Here is a 17,461-nt window from a genome sequence, read left to right as displayed (position 1 = left end):
TAGCTTTTATTACTTAGAAACAGTCAGACGAGAACGGCTTTTCGCACGACGGCGAGCCAGAACTTGACGACCATTTTTGGTGGCCATACGAGCACGGAAACCGTGGCTACGGTTGCGCTTCAATACGGACGGTTGGAAAGTGCGTTTCATAGCGATTTCTACCTAAACTTAAAATAATTACTGATTCAGTAAACGCGTTTGGCTGCTCGGAGTGAAGACACCGACGCCTCAATCGCAACATATAAAGAAGCGGGATTGTAATAATTGTACAGTCCTGAGTCAATTGACATTGCGCCCGCCCGCACAGAAGTTTTCTGTATCGGGAGTTTACCAAGAGCCTGCCCGTGTTCACCGCTGGTTTCTTTTTGGCCAAAGCCATCAAGAGTACAGGCATCACACGTAGGGCTGAGGATTATACGGACTCCCGGACAAATCGCAAGGATCGCAGTGAGATCCTTTGCGGATTAATGAGGATCAGTTGGCGGAAAAGGGGAAGGCATTACCAGTATATTCTGAAATATTTTGCGATCATTGCCGATGAGGGACACGAAAAGCTGTGCACTGGGTTACACTCCTAACAGAAGTTATGGCCTGTGGATAAAAAGGATCTAATCTGTGAGGAAGGGGAGGATCTATTGCTCCTTTTGCGCTATGATCCGCCATTCCGATCGCATCCGCCACTCTGGATCATTACTCCGGGATCGCAGGGGGATGTTAGTCGTAAAAACAACCGAAAAACGGTTCGCATGTCACTTTGGCTTGCTACAGGCCATATTGGCGTGTGTCAAAAACGATGAGTTACAAAAAATCCTGATTTCTTTCTTTTATTGATCTTGTTCGAGTGGAGTCCGCCGTGTCACTTTCGCTTTGGCAGCAGTGTCTTGCCCGATTGCAGGATGAGTTACCTGCCACAGAATTTAGTATGTGGATACGCCCCCTACAGGCGGAACTGAGTGACAATACTCTGGCGCTTTACGCCCCTAATCGTTTTGTACTGGACTGGGTCCGTGATAAGTACTTAAACAATATCAATGGCTTACTTAATGACTTTTGTGGTTCCGAGGTTCCTTTACTGCGTTTTGAAGTAGGGAGTAAACCGGCGATAAGAGCACATAGCCATCCAGTAACCGCCAGCGTTAGCGCACCTGTTGCTCCGGTTACCCGCAGCGCACCTGTGCGCCCTAGTTGGGACAGTTCGCCTGCTCAACCTGAACATTCTTACCGTTCGAATGTGAACCCGAAGCACACCTTTGATAACTTTGTTGAAGGTAAATCCAACCAACTGGCTCGTGCTGCTGCACGCCAGGTGGCCGATAATCCGGGTGGTGCATATAACCCGTTATTCCTCTATGGCGGTACAGGTTTGGGTAAAACTCACCTGTTACATGCAGTAGGGAATGGCATCATGGCGCGTAAAGCCAATGCCAAAGTGGTTTACATGCATTCGGAGCGTTTTGTGCAAGACATGGTTAAGGCCTTGCAGAACAACGCGATAGAAGAATTTAAGCGCTATTATCGTTCCGTTGATGCATTATTAATCGATGATATACAGTTCTTTGCCAATAAAGAGCGTTCCCAGGAAGAGTTTTTCCATACGTTTAATGCCTTATTGGAAGGTAATCAGCAGATCATTTTGACCTCAGATCGCTATCCAAAAGAGATCAATGGCGTCGAAGATCGTTTGAAATCGCGTTTTGGCTGGGGTTTAACGGTTGCCATTGAGCCGCCGGAACTGGAAACCCGAGTCGCGATCCTGATGAAAAAAGCGGATGAAAATGATATTCGCTTGCCCGGTGAGGTTGCGTTCTTTATTGCCAAGCGTCTGCGTTCCAATGTGCGTGAGCTGGAAGGGGCATTGAATCGTGTGATAGCTAATGCCAACTTTACGGGTCGGGCAATCACCATTGATTTTGTTCGTGAAGCTCTGCGTGACTTGCTGGCATTGCAGGAAAAGCTGGTTACTATCGATAATATTCAAAAGACTGTCGCAGAATATTATAAAATTAAGGTCGCTGACCTGCTCTCCAAACGGCGTTCCCGTTCGGTGGCCCGCCCGCGCCAAATGGCGATGGCGCTGGCAAAAGAGCTAACCAACCACAGCCTGCCTGAAATCGGCGATGCGTTTGGTGGCCGCGACCATACCACGGTGTTGCATGCTTGCCGCAAGATTGAGCAATTGCGTGAAGAAAGCCACGACATCAAAGAAGATTTCTCTAACTTAATCAGAACATTATCCTCCTAGCGCTATGAAATTTATCATTGAACGTGAGCATCTGCTAAAACCGCTGCAACAGGTCAGTAGCCCGCTGGGTGGACGTCCTACGTTGCCAATTTTAGGTAACTTGTTATTGCAAGTGACCGAAGGCTCTTTGTTGTTGACCGGTACCGATCTGGAAATGGAGATGGTCGCGCGCGTTGCGTTGTCTAATCCCCATACTCAGGGAGCAACTACCGTACCTGCCCGGAAGTTTTTTGATATTTGGCGCGGTTTGCCAGAAGGGGCAGAAATCACGGTGGCGCTGGATGGTGATCGTCTACTGGTGCGCTCTGGCCGTAGCCGCTTCTCGCTGTCTACCCTGCCAGCGGCGGACTTCCCTAATCTGGATGATTGGCAGAGTGAGGTGGAATTCACCTTACCGCAAGCCACACTGAAGCGTCTGATTGAGTCCACTCAGTTCTCGATGGCTCATCAGGACGTGCGCTATTACTTGAACGGTATGCTGTTTGAGACTGAAGGCGAAGAACTGCGTACTGTGGCGACCGATGGTCACCGTTTGGCGGTATGTTCCATGCCAATCGGGCAAACATTACCTTCACATTCGGTGATCGTGCCGCGTAAAGGTGTGATGGAGCTGGTCAGGTTATTGGATGGCGGGGATACACCACTGCGCCTGCAAATTGGCAGCAACAACATCCGTGCACATGTGGGGGATTTTATTTTCACCTCTAAGCTGGTTGATGGCCGTTTCCCTGATTATCGCCGGGTATTACCGAAGAACCCTGACAAAACGCTAGAAGCGGGTTGTGACTTGCTGAAACAGGCTTTTGCCCGTGCAGCCATTTTATCAAATGAGAAGTTCCGTGGCGTTCGGCTCTATGTTAGCCACAACCAGCTCAAAATTACCGCCAATAATCCTGAACAGGAAGAAGCGGAAGAAATCCTCGATGTAAGCTACGAGGGAACGGAAATGGAGATCGGTTTCAACGTCAGCTATGTACTTGATGTGCTGAATGCACTGAAATGTGAAGATGTACGCCTGTTATTGACCGATTCGGTCTCCAGCGTGCAAATTGAAGACGGTGCTAGTCAGGCTGCGGCCTATGTTGTCATGCCAATGCGTCTTTGAACTATAGCGGGCTATCTTACTTGCCAGCTTGGGATTGTGCGGTGCTCACCATCTTCACGTACATTAAGTACGCTCCGGTGGTTGTGCGCTGTCCGCACCCAATCTGTCTGCGACAATTACGCCCTTGATGGTTTGATGTTCAATAATGAAGACATTTGCAGCATGGCTCTGACACGGTTGTTAATTAAAGATTTTCGCAATATTGAATCGGCAGACTTGGCGCTGGCGGCGGGGTTTAATTTTTTAGTTGGCCCCAACGGTAGCGGTAAAACCAGTGTGTTAGAGGCGATTTATACCCTTGGTCATGGTAGGGCTTTTCGTAGTTTACAAGCTGGCCGAGTGATCCGTCACGAATGTGCCGAGTTTGTGTTACATGGCCGGGTTGATGTGAATGAACGTGAATCATCTATTGGGCTGAGTAAAAGCCGGCAGGGTGATAGCAAGGTGCGTATCGACGGCACTGACGGCCACAAAGTGGCTGAATTGGCGCAAATGCTGCCCATGCAATTGATCACCCCTGAGGGGTTCACTTTATTGAATGGCGGGCCAAAATTTCGGCGTGCTTTTTTAGACTGGGGTTGCTTTCATAATGAACCTGGTTTTTTTACGGCCTGGAGCAATCTAAAAAGATTACTTAAGCAGCGCAACGCCGCGCTGCGCCAGGTTAGTCGCTATGCGCAAATTCGGCCTTGGGACCAAGAAATTATCCCACTGGCTGAACGCATTAGTGAGTGGCGGGCGGCATACAGCGACGCAATTGCGGCGGATATTTCAGCCACATGCGCCCTGTTCCTGCCAGAGTTCGCCCTGAGTTTCTCTTTCCAGCGCGGCTGGGATAAAGAGAGTGACTATGGCGAGTTGCTGGAACGCCAGTTTGAGCGTGACCGCGCGCTAACTTATACTGCCATCGGGCCACATAAAGCGGATTTTCGCATTCGGGCCGAGGGTACGCCGGTAGAAGATTTGCTATCGCGTGGTCAGTTGAAGTTGCTGATGTGCGCATTGCGGTTAGCGCAGGGTGAGTTTCTCACCCGACAGAGCGGGCGGCGTTGCCTGTATCTGCTTGACGATTTTGCTTCCGAATTGGACACCGGCCGTCGTCGATTATTGGCTGAGCGTCTCAAGGCTACCCAGGCACAGGTTTTTGTCAGCGCAGTGAGTGCTGAGCAAGTTGCCGACATGGTAGGCGAAAAGGGCAAGATGTTCCGCGTGGAACATGGCAAAATAGAGGTTCAACCACAGGATTAAAAATGAGCGAGAAACGTTGATGTCGAATACTTATGACTCCTCAAGTATCAAGGTATTAAAAGGGCTGGATGCGGTTCGTAAGCGTCCGGGCATGTATATCGGTGATACTGATGACGGTACCGGTCTGCACCACATGGTATTCGAGGTTGTGGATAACGCTATCGACGAAGCCCTCGCTGGCCACTGTAAAGAAATTATAGTCACCATCCATTCGGATAACTCTGTTTCTGTACAGGATGATGGCCGTGGTATCCCAACCGGCATGCACGAAGAGGAAGGGGTATCAGCAGCAGAGGTCATCATGACCGTGTTGCATGCTGGCGGTAAATTTGACGATAACTCTTACAAAGTTTCTGGCGGTTTGCACGGTGTGGGCGTATCCGTTGTTAACGCCCTGTCTGAAAAGCTGGAACTGGTCATTCGCCGTGACGGCAAAGTACACGAGCAAACCTACAAAATGGGCGTGCCTCAGGCACCGCTGAAAATGGTGGGTGAAACCGATCTGACCGGGACTACCGTGCGTTTCTGGCCAAGTTTCCAGACCTTCACCAATAACATCGAATTCCAGTATGAAATTCTGGCTAAGCGCCTGCGCGAGCTGTCGTTCCTGAACTCCGGTGTGTCAATCAAACTGAAAGACAAACGTAACGACAGAGAAGACCACTTCCATTATGAAGGGGGTATTCGGGCGTTTGTTGAGTATCTGAGCAAAAACAAAAACCCGATCCACCCGAAAGTGTTCTATTTCTCCACCATGAAAGATGATATCGGTGTGGAAGTGGCATTGCAGTGGAACGATGGTTTCCAAGAAAATATCTACTGCTTCACCAATAACATTCCGCAGCGCGATGGTGGTACTCACTTGGTGGGCTTCCGCACGGCGATGACCCGTACGCTGAACAGCTATATGGACAAAGAAGGCTACAGCAAGAAAGCGAAAATCAGTGCCACTGGTGATGATGCCCGTGAAGGCCTGATTGCTGTTGTTTCTGTTAAAGTGCCAGACCCTAAATTCTCCTCACAGACCAAAGATAAACTGGTTTCTTCTGAGGTGAAAACGGCGGTCGAAACGCTGATGAACGAGAAGCTGGTTGAGTATTTGCTGGAAAACCCAACCGACGCCAAAATCGTGGTTGGCAAGATTATTGACGCAGCTCGCGCGCGCGAAGCCGCGCGTAAAGCGCGTGAAATGACACGCCGTAAAGGCGCGCTGGACCTGGCAGGTTTGCCGGGCAAACTGGCAGACTGTCAGGAACGTGACCCCGCGTTGTCCGAACTCTACTTAGTGGAAGGGGACTCTGCGGGCGGCTCTGCGAAACAAGGCCGTAACCGTAAGAATCAGGCCATTTTGCCGTTGAAAGGTAAAATCCTGAACGTTGAGAAAGCGCGCTTTGACAAAATGCTCTCTTCGCAGGAAGTCGCAACGCTGATTACCGCATTGGGTTGTGGTATTGGTCGGGATGAATATAACCCTGACAAACTGCGCTACCACAATATCATTATCATGACCGATGCCGACGTGGATGGTTCTCACATCCGTACGTTGCTATTGACCTTCTTCTACCGTCAGATGCCGGAAATTATTGAGCGTGGTCATGTGTTTATCGCTCAGCCGCCACTGTATAAAGTGAAAAAAGGCAAACAAGAGCAATACATCAAAGATGATGATGCGATGGAACAGTATCAAATGACACTGGCACTGGATGGCGCTGCATTGCACGTCAATCCTGATGCACCACCGCTAGTGGGCGAGCATTTTGAAAAACTGGTTGCTGAGCATTATAGCGTTCAGAAGACCATTGCTCGTATGGAGCGCCGTTATCCGCGTGCTTTGCTGAATAACCTGATTTATCAACCAACCTTGAAAGAAGAGGATTTGAGCGATAAAGCAGTGGTGACACAGTGGATTGATTCGCTGGTGGTGTTACTGAACGAAAAAGAGCAGCACGGCAGCAGCTACAGTTCAGTGGTGCGCGAAAACCGTGAGCGTCAATTGTTCGAGCCAATATTGCGTATCCGTACCCACGGTGTAGATACCGATTATGATCTGGACTTTGATTTTGTCCACGGCGGTGAGTATCGCAAGATCTGCCTGCTGGGCGAAAAACTGCGTGGCTTAATTGAAGACGGCGCATTTGTTGAACGTGGCGAACGCCGAGTGTCGGTTTCAAGCTTCGAAGATGCGCTGGACTGGTTAGTGAAAGAGTCTCGTCGTGGTCTGGCAATTCAGCGCTATAAAGGCCTGGGTGAAATGAACCCAGAGCAGTTGTGGGAAACCACCATGGACCCAACCAGCCGCCGTATGCTGCGAGTGATGGTGAAAGATGCTGTTGCAGCGGATCAGTTATTCACCACTCTGATGGGTGATGCGGTTGAGCCTCGTCGTGCCTTTATCGAAGAGAATGCGTTACGCGCAGCCAATATCGATATTTAATCCGATAAGCAATTGATCGGATAGAAAAGCCCGGAGCAGGAAGCTGCCTCTGGGCTTTTTTTTGCCTATTCGCGCCCAAATTGAGGGCTCATCTGGTTATGGCATTCGTCAGCATGCAGACTTACTAGCATTTGAGCGCTGAATCGCGTTAGCATGAGGTATTAGTTAAATAAATGTGAGGACCCTATGGCTATTGAATTGATCGCTATCGATATGGACGGCACGTTGCTGAATCCGCAGCATGAAATCACTCCACGGGTAAAGCAGGCTATTGATGCTGCCCGGGCTAAAGGGGTCTGTGTGGTATTGGCCACGGGTCGGCCCTATATTGGGGTCCAACGTTATTTACGTGAATTAAATATGCAAAACAGTGGTGATTATTGCATCAGCAATAACGGTGCATTAGTACAAAAAGCCGCCACGGGTGAATGTATTTTGCAGGAAACCATCAGTTTTGAGGATTACCTCTATTTCGAGGCGTTATCGCGCAAAATGGATGTTAGCTTCCAGGCTTTTGATTTTGACACCTTATATACCGCGAACAAAGATATCAGCAAATACACCCTACATGAGGTGTTATTAACCGGTATTCCATTGAAATATCGTGCAATCGAAGAGATGGACCCAACATTGCGCTTCCCTAAAGTGATGATGATTGACGAGCCAGAAAAACTGGATAGCGCATTAGCGATGATGCCAGCCGAAGCTTTTGAACGTTTCACTATCATGAAGAGTGCACCGTTTTATCTGGAAATCCTGAGCAAGCGGGTTGATAAGGGAACTGGCGTAAAAATGCTGGCGGATCACTTAGGCATTGCACAGGAAAATGTGATGGCGCTGGGTGATCAGGGAAATGATATTGCGATGGTTAACTATGCTGGTGTCGGTGTTGCAATGGGGAATGCTATCCCTGAATTGAAAGAGATCGCGCAGTTTGTAACGCACACCAATAGCGAAGAAGGTGTGGCGGTAGCGATAGAGAAATTTGTGCTTTGATTTTCTCCAGAACCACAATTATTTTCTAGTCTGGGGATGGGCGGGGCGACTGCACCGATGGGCGCTCCGACAGCTTACTCGGTACATTTCCCCGCTTATCAACCCGCTCATCAATCAGATCACACTAAATAGAAGTCTCTTTATCATATGGCCGAGTACAGTTAATGAGCATTTTTCAATTCGGCGACTTCACGGCGTAATTTGATGATTTCTACTGCAAGTTCCTGACAAAGCATGGCATTCATTAGGTGGTCTTGAGCATGGACCATAATCAAATTAACTGGGATCTTGCCGCAACCTTCATCAGCTCCAATAAGCTGAGTTTGAATATGGTGCGCCTGGCGTGCAGCATCGGTTGCCGCCACAAGTAACTCATCGGCTTTTTCCCAGTCACCCTGGCGAGCAGCCCGCAATGCTTCCATTGAATTTGAACGCGATTCCCCAGCATAAATAATCAGTTCCATTACAGTGCTTTCCAAATCCATATTTTCTCCTGTTATGACTCAATATCATTTTAGTAAAGTATGAGACAGGAGCCATTTGCTGGCCCCTGATATTTTACACTAATAACGCGTTAGGTTTATTTACCACCAAACTTCAGCTTGAACACCAAAGGATAGCTGGTCTTTTTTCTCATCATTGAATGTCCAATGATCGATTTCGTTATCCAACACTTTTAAGTAAGTACTGTAGAAACGAATTTCTGGGCGAGAATTCAGCAAACTGGTGCCAACTTTAAAGGTATGGAACAACGTAGTTTTATAACCAGACTCATGATAATTATTGTTTTGTGCTTTATTAACTTGATCAAAATAAGACACTTCAACACCAGTTTGATTATATTCGCTCCAAATATAGGATGGGCGTATTACGGCGCGAATACTGTGGAAGTCAGTATCTGACAAGGTGTTGTAGTCATATAAATTATTGCCTTGGCTATAAACTAGGGTATTTGCCATGATTACGTTCGGTAACAGGTAAGCTTCCCCTTGTGAAATCAAGCGGAATGCCGTGCCACCATTCTGATCACCGTAGTAATATTTTCCACGGCCAAAGTCTGGATTGGCGTCGGATATATTCATAAAACCGGCAGCGATGGAGTTGTTGGCAACCTGGAAGGCAAACTCATTAAAGGCACCTCGATCAAAGTTTTGGCGCAGCACGGTTGTTGCCAACCAGGCATCTTTGACATCGAAGAAATCATGATCTCTTTCATTCTGTTTGTTATCACTGGTTTTATTTGCCAAATTATAGCGGCCACGGAAAGTCAGACTGGCTTTATCCCACAGTGGAATATCATGGTAGTTAAAATCAATCGAGTTGGTATTCACATCATCGGTAAGGCTGCAATTTGCAGAACCGTTGGTGTTACGCGCGCAGTTTTGCAGGTCCTGACGGTTAAGCGCGATATCCAGTTTCCCTGTGCCAAGCGGCAGATTCTCTACGCCAACCCCACTGGCACTATTTTCTTTATGTGCTTTCCAATCAAGCATTTGCAGCTCATATTGCTGTAATGCATGTCGGCCAACCCATAAGTTAGCTTCCGGCACTCCAGGGATAAATCCGGTCGTTGTTAGGTACATGTCGGAGAATTTTAATAAATCATCACCACCGTCATTAAACCAACTGTCATTGTTGCGTTGGCCGACATTACCATCCATAGTCACAACGGCTTTCGCTGTTTTACCCTCTTTGTTGTAGACCCTTTGGCTTAGCGTTAAGTCGAACCAACCACTGTGTTCGTTACCAAAACGTCCTAACGAACCAATGGCCCAGGATTTTGGCCCTCCGCGTGGGGTTGTTGCCCAACCTGAACGGAAATAACCAGAATAATTGAAACCAAAGTCATCTTTAATATATTTACTGATCTCATCTAATGTCAGAGCCGCATTTTGGACTTCTGGTTGCCCATTACCGGCCACCGTGGTCGCAGGGACTTGCTGCTGAACTAGCACCCGGTCATTCTTGGTGACCGGTTTTGCTGCAACCTCAGCGGTACTATTGGTTTTATATTGCTGTAACTCTGACCGTGTTTTTTGTAATTCTTGTTCATTTTCACTGAGTTTCTTTTCTAATAATGCAAGGCGTTGTTCAACAGATAATGGTGCGGCCATAGTTGAATAAGATAAACAAACGGCAATAATACCAAGGGCAATCTTATTTTTTGAATAATAGCAGGGCATGTCATTCTCCAGACACAGTTTTTAAGGTTGCGTCATCACAACCTTAAGAAGTAATTTAAATTTGGGTTTTATATATTATTTTATCTGTTTGATTTTTTTATTTAGTTGTTATCCTCTAATGGTTTTTAGTGTTAATAAATATTATTTATCTTGGTGAATTTGATTAAAATGATATACGGCACCTAATAATCCTGAATTATTCTTATGTGTGGTAATGTCAATAACGGTATCTTTGATATCAAACCAATTAAGTTGGGCATTCAGTTCATTTATGAATGTTTCTCTTTCAGTTATACCGCCACCAATAAAAATATGTGTCGGATCGAAAATATGAACCAGGTTATATATACCAGCACAAATATCATTATAAAAAGTATCGACCAACCGTCGGCAAATGAGACAGTCATTGTCATAACCGCTAAATATCTCTTCACCCGTCACTGATTCAACCGGGCGATTAACCTTCGCGGCATAACGTCTGCGTAATACCAGCAAAGTAGAGACTTCATTCATTGTATAGCTGCCAGGGTGTTCCGCTCCGGGTTGTGAACTGAACATATAGCCAAATTCACCTGCGCGGAAATGTCCACCACGAATCAAATTGCCATTAGCGAAGATACCACCGCCAATGCCGGTTCCAATGGTCAGGCAGAGAAAATCATTTAGCTGATGCGCCTTACCCAGCCATTTTTCAGCCAGTAATGCGCAATTTGCATCATTTTCGATACTTACAGGCAAGCTACACCGCTGTTCCAACCAAATTTTCAGGTTAAAATTATCAAACCGTCGAATAGCCCCACCCATGGAAATCAATCCGGTGAATGGATTGACGTGCCCAGGGGCACTGATGGCGATGCCTTCGTAACCGTGCTGAAGGTTGAGCCAGCGCAGCATTTCGTGCAGTATTTGATCGCCATTACTATCCTGTATTGCGGCTTTACCCTGCACCAAAACGTTGCCTTCAGATGAAACAATGCCCATTTTTAGCGATGTTCCACCAATATCGAATGCAGCTATTTTCATTGTGATCACTCCTGATATTTTACGCGACTATGCATTCTCGGCGTTTTTCATCTGGACTTTGTTGGATATCATCACAAATGGCAGATAAATCAGTGTCGAGACAACCAGGCAGAGAATTCCGACGCCGAGCGCTAACCAATCCCCTCCTGTACCCAAGAACGGTATAAGCGGGCCAGGAGTGGTCCACGGGAGGGCATAAGCCACAGGAGGAATAATATTCATTGAGACAAAGAAATAGCCAATTAATGAATTAACCGCAGGCACCATAATAAATGGAATAATCAATACCGGATTAAGGACAATAGGTAAGCCGAAAATAATAGGTTCATTAATGTTAAATAAACCAGGAACAATCGATAACTTAGCAATATCCCGATACTCTGGGCGGCGCGAGGCAATGAAAATGGCAAGAATTAAGCCAAGTGTCATACCGGAGCCACCATAGTTGGCAAAGGTATCGTAAATACTTCCCCAGGTTGTTGGGTAAGGTGCGCCCCAAGTTGTGCCATGCGTTGCTGCGTAAGACAGGTTCTCCAGATTGGCCTCTGAGAAAATGGCTTCGCGGATAGCGGCAATCGTATTCGGGCCGTGGATACCGAGTATCCATAGGAAGTTACTGACAACACCAAGAATCACGACAGCAAAGATATTGGTACCCATATGCTTGAGCGGTGCCTGAATGAGAGAATAAATCAGATCATTTAGCCCAAGTGGGGATATCATAGAAATCAGGTAGCTCAGTACCGAGAAGAAAATCATCACGGCAAAAACAGGGATCAATACTTTAAATGACCGGGCAACCGCTGGTGGCACCTGTGCTGGCATGGCAATAGTTGCACGGGGTGATCGCGCTAATCGACAGAAAATCTCCCCAGTAATCAGCGCCACAATAATGGCCACGAATAGCCCTTGTGCACCCATAAACTTCATTGTGATATACGCCTGGCCGCCAATCATTTCATAGGGGGTATAAACAATAAAGAAAGCCCCAATAGCGGTTAGGCCACATAGCAGATCATCTTGTTTAAAACTAATGGCAAGGTTTCTCGCCACTAAAAAGACAATCAATATTGCCATTATATTCACCGAACCTTGCATCACCGGTGAAAATATTGCTTGGGCACTGGCAATATTAGGGAAAATCTTACCCAAGAAAAGCATTTTGGCAATGAAGCCATCGGGTGAAAGAATAGCAAAGTTAATTAATATAATAAATGAACTTGCCATCACGAGTGGGAAAGATAGAATAAAAGCATCACGAATAGCGGCAATATGCCTTTGTGAGTTTAATTTTATTGCAATGGGAACGAGAATTTTCTCCATTCCTCTTTCGAAGGATGTCATGAAACTCATTATTATTCCTTATTAAAAATACACCATTTATATTTGAGTGACTATAAATTTTATTTCTTTTAGAATAAGTTAGAGGCGCAGATTAAATATCTACGCACAATTTTTTAATAAATTTTTAATCAATTGATTACTGAATGGCGGCCAATGCTGTTTCTAATACAGCCTTACCATTCATTGAACCATAATCTTTCATATTGATAACTAAGACAGGAATTCTACCATTAACAATCTCCTCAACTTCTGCTTTCTGATAACGCACCTGTGGCCCTAGCATAACGATATCAATACTATCAACTTTATCTTTAGCATCTGAAATTGATAGCGCTTCAATTTCAACTTCTAAACCAATTGAGCTGGCATGATCTTGCATTCTTTTAACAAGCATGCTGGTTGACATTCCTGCTGCACATACGAGTAATATTTTTTTCATGATTATTCTCTAAAATAATAATGGCCTGAGAAACAGCGATTAAATGAATAAATTAATATTTAGATAAAGTCTTACCATTACTGGCAATAACATCTTTATACCAATAGAAACTTTTCTTCCTATAACGTGTTAGTGATTTTTCATTTTGTTCATCACGATCAATATAAATAAAGCCATAGCGTTTTTGATAACCGTTTAACCAGCTCAGGAGATCAGTAAAGCTCCAGGTACAATACCCAATGACATCAACACCATCAGTAATCGCCTGTTGTACGGCTAATGCATGGTCGCGTAAATAGGCAATACGGTGATCATCTTTAATTTCACCCGCCTCGGTTAACGTGTCATATTCACCCAAACCATTTTCGGTGATCATCACCGGTAGCTGATAACGGCTGGCAATACGGCGCAGACCAATGCGTAAACCCGTCGGATCGATATCCCAGTCCCAGTTGGTTTTTTCTAAGAATTCATTACATACGTGCTTATAAATACCTGGCTCACCGGAATATTTTGCACTGTCTTTTTTCCCGTTGGTATTCATTGCTTGTATACCAACACCATCTATAGGATTAAAAGCATTTGTCATGGTGCGATAATAATTCACGCCCATAAAATCCGGTTTACCTTGTTTAAGCAGCTCAGTATCTTCCGGTTGAGTCTCCGGGGCCAAGCCTTGTGCCTCTAACCAGTTCCACACTAATGGAGGATATTCACCGCGTACATAGACATCCATCCAGAAATGGGCACCGAATTCTTCTGCATTTTCAGCAGCAAGTACATTTTGAGGATCGGCATTAACGGAGTAATTGGGGCCATACGCAAAGCTTGGGCCGATTTTCCCTACCATGCCGAGCGCCCTAAAAGCGGTAATAGCCGCCGCATTGGCTAAGTTAGCGTGGTGGTTAGCCTGATACATCCGTTTTTCATCAGCGACACCCGGCGGGTGTAATGCTGTTTTATAGCCATGTCCGATAAAGACATTTTGTTCATTCAGGGTTACCCAGTACTTCACACGGTTACCATAATGCTTAAAAACGGTCACGGCATAATGGGTGAAGTCATCTACGATTTTTCTTGATTCCCAGCCACCGTAGGCATCTTGCAGTGCCTGGGGAATATCCCAATGATAAAGTGTGACCACCGGTTCGATATTGTGCTCGATTAGCTCATTAATCAAATCGTCATAAAATTGCAGACCAGCTTGGTTGATAGCTCCGTTACCGGTAGGGAAAATACGGCTCCAGGCAATGGAGAAGCGATAAGCTGACAAACCCTGTTCGGCCATCAGAGCAATATCTTCTTTGTAACGATGATAATGGTCGACAGCAATATTACCGGTGGTATTTTCAAATGTTTTACCTGGAATACGGACAAACGTATCCCAAACGGAAGCACCCTTACCATCCAGATCCCAGGCCCCTTCTACCTGATAGGCAGCAGACGCTGAACCCCATAGGAAATTATCGGGAAAAGACTTCAGTTTTTTATGCTCCATTATTTCATACCTTTTGATTAGCCATTTTGGTACCACAAGAGTGGAGGCTAAACTACTTGGATGTTATTTTTAAAACCGTTAACTTGATCACTTTATTTTATATTGTGATGTGTTCACTTAGTTGCTTAAAAAAGAACTACCTTGTCAGTCAAATTTTAAAGTTAATAACTAACTTACTGTTATTTAATGAAAAAAAATTAATACAAACAATAATACAAGAGGTGCATAAGTGGTTTATGCTGAAGTTGTAAAATTCCTTAGAGACCGTGTTAATTCACTGGAATATAAGGTCGGTGATATTTTTCCATCAGAACAAAAATTGGCCATTGCGTTGAATATTTCACGCAATACATTACGTAAAGCTATGACAGTCTTGGTTGATGAAGGGCTGCTTGAAAAACGGCACGGTTCTGGAACTTATATAAGAAATAAAAATATTCAGCCGAATATTAGTGCATTAAAAAGTTTCTCAGAGAATGCGCAGCAGGCGGGAAAGAATTGCACCAGTAAAGTACTTAAATTTATGGTGATAAAGTCAGATGCAAATATATCTTCTCAATTGAGAATAAAAAATGGCGATCAGGTTTATTATATTAGGAGGCTGCGGTTTATTGATGATAAACCGGTACAATTAGAAGATACTTGGATGTCTGTAGCATTATTCCCTGATTTGTCTTTACGGGATATGGTTAATTCAAAGTTTGCCTATATCGAGCTAAATTGCGGGATGACCATTGCCGGATGCTATGAGACTTTTATGCCGATTATTCCTGATAAAGAAGTGGCGAATTTACTCAAAATTAGCCCTCGTGAACCTGCGTTGCAGTTAACCACGCAAGCCATTGATATTAAAGGTGTTCATCTTGACTATTCATTGTTAACATCCAATGTGCATGAGTTTAGAGTGAAATACTTCTGGCCACGTCAACGCCCTGAGAATAATAGTCCTTAATATTGGTTTTCTATATTGAGATGCTAAAATACCAGCCGATAAATTATGTTTATCGGCCTTGAAATAAAACCGTCGGTAAAAATAATAATTACATGATTATGCTAAAATCCCCTTAACGATCTGCACATCCTGAATCCCTAATCCGGTTAAATCTGCCAGAGTAATCTGTTGGTCATTCTCTCTAAAAGAGATGCCTTGCACTAAAACTGAACCTATCTCAGTTAAGGTATGAGCCGTTAATAACCCTTGCTGGAATGCTTGCGAAATCTCACCAAATTCCGTGCATTGCGCCCATGAATCCAGCAAAATTTTATCGGCTTTAGCTATCAGTTCAGGGGATAGCTCATGTTTACCAACACCATCTGCGCCGACTGCGGTGATATGGGTGCCAGGCTGAATATCCACTGCCTGCAAGATAGGTTCTCTGCTTGGTGTGGTGGTGATAATCAACTGGCAGTGACGGGCTAACTCTGCGGCATTCAGTGTGGTATTAACCTCGAAACCTTCATTTTCAGCATACTGCCGAAACTCCTCTAATGCTGTTTCACTGCGACCCCAAACCCATAGCTGACGGCATGCCACCACACTTTTTAGGTACATCATATGCAGGCGCGCCTGCATACCGGTACCGATGATACCGATAGCGTTGATATGTTTTGGTGCGCAAAGTTCGGCTGCAATTCGCCCGGCCAACGCAGTGCGCAGCGCAGTTAGCCACCCCTCATCGAGTAATATAGCTTGTGGCTCACCAGTAAGGGCGGAGAAAGCCATCATCAGCCCTTGATTACTGGATAATCCTTGCGCGGGATTATCATAGAAACCACCGGAAACCTTTACGACAAACTGGCTGTCACCCTGTAAATACCCACTTTTAATACAGCAATCACCGTTGGCTTGCCCAAACAGCAAGTGTTGCACTGGCGGCATTTGCACCTGCTGCTGGCTATACGCGATAAAGCCCTCTTTGAGCAGTAAGGTGACGGCATCTGCATCGAACTTGTCAAGAATCTGTTGCTTACTCAAAATTAGCATTCGGCGATGGCCCCCAGATATTTTTCCAGTACGATATTCTTACCGCACACTACCACTGCCACTTTCTTACCTTGCCAACGTGGTGCTAATTTTAAGGCTGCCGCTAATGCCACCCCGGCAGCACCTTCAATCATCCAACGGTCTGTGTGGGCAATCAACCGCATGGCATCTTTGATTTCCTGCTCACTCACCAGGACTTTCTGATCGATCAACTGTTGGCAAAGTGCGAAGGTGATGGCTCCGGGTTCAGCACCTCCGGCGGTACCATCAGACAGGGTTTCCTGCTCTGCCACTTCCTGAATTTGGCCATTTTCCAGGCTGGTATACATACTGGTAGCATTTGCTGGCCAGCAACCAATCACCTGTGTCTTATCCGATAATTTCTTTAAAACTGTCGCAATACCAGAAATCAGGCCACCACCGCCAACGGCAACAAATACCGCATCAAGCTCCGGTTGCTGTTCCACCATCTCCATGCCACAAGTGCCTTGTCCGGCAATCACTTGCGGGTCGTTATAAGGGGAGATATAAACTTTGCCCTGCTGTTCTGCGGCGATACTCGCGGCCAGTTCGGCATTTAAAGCATCACCCGCTACCAGTTCAATATGACCGCCCAGTGCACGGATCACCTCCAGCTTGATAGCTGCCGCCTGCTCTGGCGCATAAATGGTGGTTTTCACTCCCGCCAGCTTCCCCGCCAGTGCCATAGCCTGCCCGTGGTTACCGGTCGAGGCAGTAATAACGCCGTTCTGGCGCTGTTCATTGGTCAACAAACGCAGCTTGTTACTGGCCCCACGAAATTTAAAAGAACCGGTATGTTGCAGATGTTCGCACTTAAGATAGATTTCACAACCACTGTGCTGCGATAGCAATGGGCTATATTCCAGCGGCGTCACTCTCACTTGTGGGCGTAATACCTGATGAGCTTCTTTAATGGCATCGAATAATGTATTCATGACGGTTCC

General features: G+C 45.8%; 15 protein-coding genes. 6 read left to right on the top strand and 9 right to left on the bottom strand.

Going from position 1 to position 17,461, the window contains the following annotated elements:
* Positions 1 to 9: 9 nt before the first annotated feature.
* Positions 10 to 150: a 50S ribosomal protein L34 gene (gene rpmH, locus A6J67_RS03110; protein ID WP_002220736.1), complete on the bottom strand. Its 141-nt coding sequence runs from the start codon at positions 148 to 150 to the stop codon at positions 10 to 12.
* A gap of 703 nt (positions 151 to 853) precedes the next feature.
* On the opposite strand from rpmH, the gene dnaA reads away from it, so the two are divergent.
* The 5 genes from dnaA to yidA all read left to right on the top strand — a co-directional run bounded on the left by dnaA (position 854) and on the right by yidA (position 8,025).
* Positions 854 to 2,242 carry a chromosomal replication initiator protein DnaA gene (gene dnaA, locus A6J67_RS03100; protein ID WP_005186755.1) on the top strand — a complete coding sequence of 463 codons (1,389 nt, stop codon included), beginning with the start codon at positions 854 to 856 and terminating at the stop codon, positions 2,240 to 2,242.
* Positions 2,243 to 2,246: 4 nt separating this feature from the next.
* Positions 2,247 to 3,347, top strand: a complete 1,101-nt coding sequence (dnaN, locus tag A6J67_RS03095) for a DNA polymerase III subunit beta (RefSeq protein ID WP_005186756.1) — start codon at positions 2,247 to 2,249, stop codon at positions 3,345 to 3,347.
* 162 nt (positions 3,348 to 3,509) lie between these two features.
* On the top strand, positions 3,510 to 4,595 hold the full coding sequence (gene recF, locus A6J67_RS03090; RefSeq protein ID WP_032906761.1) for a DNA replication/repair protein RecF: 1,086 nt from the start codon (positions 3,510 to 3,512) through the stop codon (positions 4,593 to 4,595).
* A 19-nt stretch (positions 4,596 to 4,614) separates the two neighbouring features.
* Positions 4,615 to 7,029 (top strand): DNA topoisomerase (ATP-hydrolyzing) subunit B, encoded by a 2,415-nt coding sequence (gene gyrB / locus A6J67_RS03085; RefSeq protein WP_005186758.1) that lies wholly within the window; start codon positions 4,615 to 4,617, stop codon positions 7,027 to 7,029.
* A 186-nt stretch (positions 7,030 to 7,215) separates the two neighbouring features.
* Entirely contained in the window at positions 7,216 to 8,025 is an 810-nt protein-coding gene (gene yidA, locus A6J67_RS03080; protein WP_005186759.1) for a sugar-phosphatase, read from the top strand.
* A gap of 161 nt (positions 8,026 to 8,186) precedes the next feature.
* On the opposite strand, the gene A6J67_RS03075 is transcribed toward yidA, so the two are convergent.
* From A6J67_RS03075 to A6J67_RS03050, 6 genes are all read right to left on the bottom strand, one after another.
* Positions 8,187 to 8,510, bottom strand: a complete 324-nt coding sequence (locus tag A6J67_RS03075) for a PTS lactose/cellobiose transporter subunit IIA (protein WP_005186760.1) — start codon at positions 8,508 to 8,510, stop codon at positions 8,187 to 8,189.
* 99 nt (positions 8,511 to 8,609) lie between these two features.
* Complete coding sequence (locus A6J67_RS03070) at positions 8,610 to 10,208, bottom strand: carbohydrate porin (RefSeq protein WP_005186761.1); 1,599 nt, start codon at positions 10,206 to 10,208, stop codon at positions 8,610 to 8,612.
* 141 nt (positions 10,209 to 10,349) lie between these two features.
* Entirely contained in the window at positions 10,350 to 11,231 is an 882-nt protein-coding gene (locus tag A6J67_RS03065) for an ROK family protein (protein ID WP_050297640.1), read from the bottom strand.
* Between the two features lie 27 nt (positions 11,232 to 11,258).
* Positions 11,259 to 12,584 (bottom strand): PTS sugar transporter subunit IIC, encoded by a 1,326-nt coding sequence (locus A6J67_RS03060; RefSeq protein ID WP_042568837.1) that lies wholly within the window; start codon positions 12,582 to 12,584, stop codon positions 11,259 to 11,261.
* A 127-nt stretch (positions 12,585 to 12,711) separates the two neighbouring features.
* Positions 12,712 to 13,014, bottom strand: coding sequence for a PTS sugar transporter subunit IIB (locus A6J67_RS03055; protein WP_042568836.1), 303 nt, complete (start codon positions 13,012 to 13,014; stop codon positions 12,712 to 12,714).
* A gap of 52 nt (positions 13,015 to 13,066) precedes the next feature.
* Positions 13,067 to 14,512, bottom strand: a complete 1,446-nt coding sequence (locus A6J67_RS03050; protein ID WP_050074020.1) for a glycoside hydrolase family 1 protein — start codon at positions 14,510 to 14,512, stop codon at positions 13,067 to 13,069.
* 229 nt (positions 14,513 to 14,741) lie between these two features.
* Here A6J67_RS03050 and A6J67_RS03045 point away from each other — a divergent pair, with 229 nt between their 5' ends.
* Positions 14,742 to 15,464: a GntR family transcriptional regulator gene (locus tag A6J67_RS03045; protein WP_005186772.1), complete on the top strand. Its 723-nt coding sequence runs from the start codon at positions 14,742 to 14,744 to the stop codon at positions 15,462 to 15,464.
* Positions 15,465 to 15,560: 96 nt separating this feature from the next.
* Here the strand turns inward: A6J67_RS03045 and A6J67_RS03040 are convergent, their stop codons facing one another.
* Positions 15,561 to 16,496, bottom strand: coding sequence for an ornithine cyclodeaminase family protein (locus A6J67_RS03040; RefSeq protein ID WP_050074021.1), 936 nt, complete (start codon positions 16,494 to 16,496; stop codon positions 15,561 to 15,563).
* A complete protein-coding gene (locus A6J67_RS03035; RefSeq protein WP_080608050.1) occupies positions 16,490 to 17,452 on the bottom strand; it encodes a threonine/serine dehydratase in 963 nt (320 codons plus the stop codon). The genes A6J67_RS03040 and A6J67_RS03035 overlap by 7 nt, the downstream gene beginning before the upstream one ends.
* Between the last annotated feature and the right edge of the window lie 9 nt (positions 17,453 to 17,461).

The sequence above is a fragment of the Yersinia sp. FDAARGOS_228 genome, assembly GCF_002073315.2.
In the GTDB taxonomy this organism is placed as follows: domain Bacteria; phylum Pseudomonadota; class Gammaproteobacteria; order Enterobacterales; family Enterobacteriaceae; genus Yersinia; species Yersinia intermedia.
This window is presented reverse-complemented; position numbering and strand designations above follow the sequence as displayed.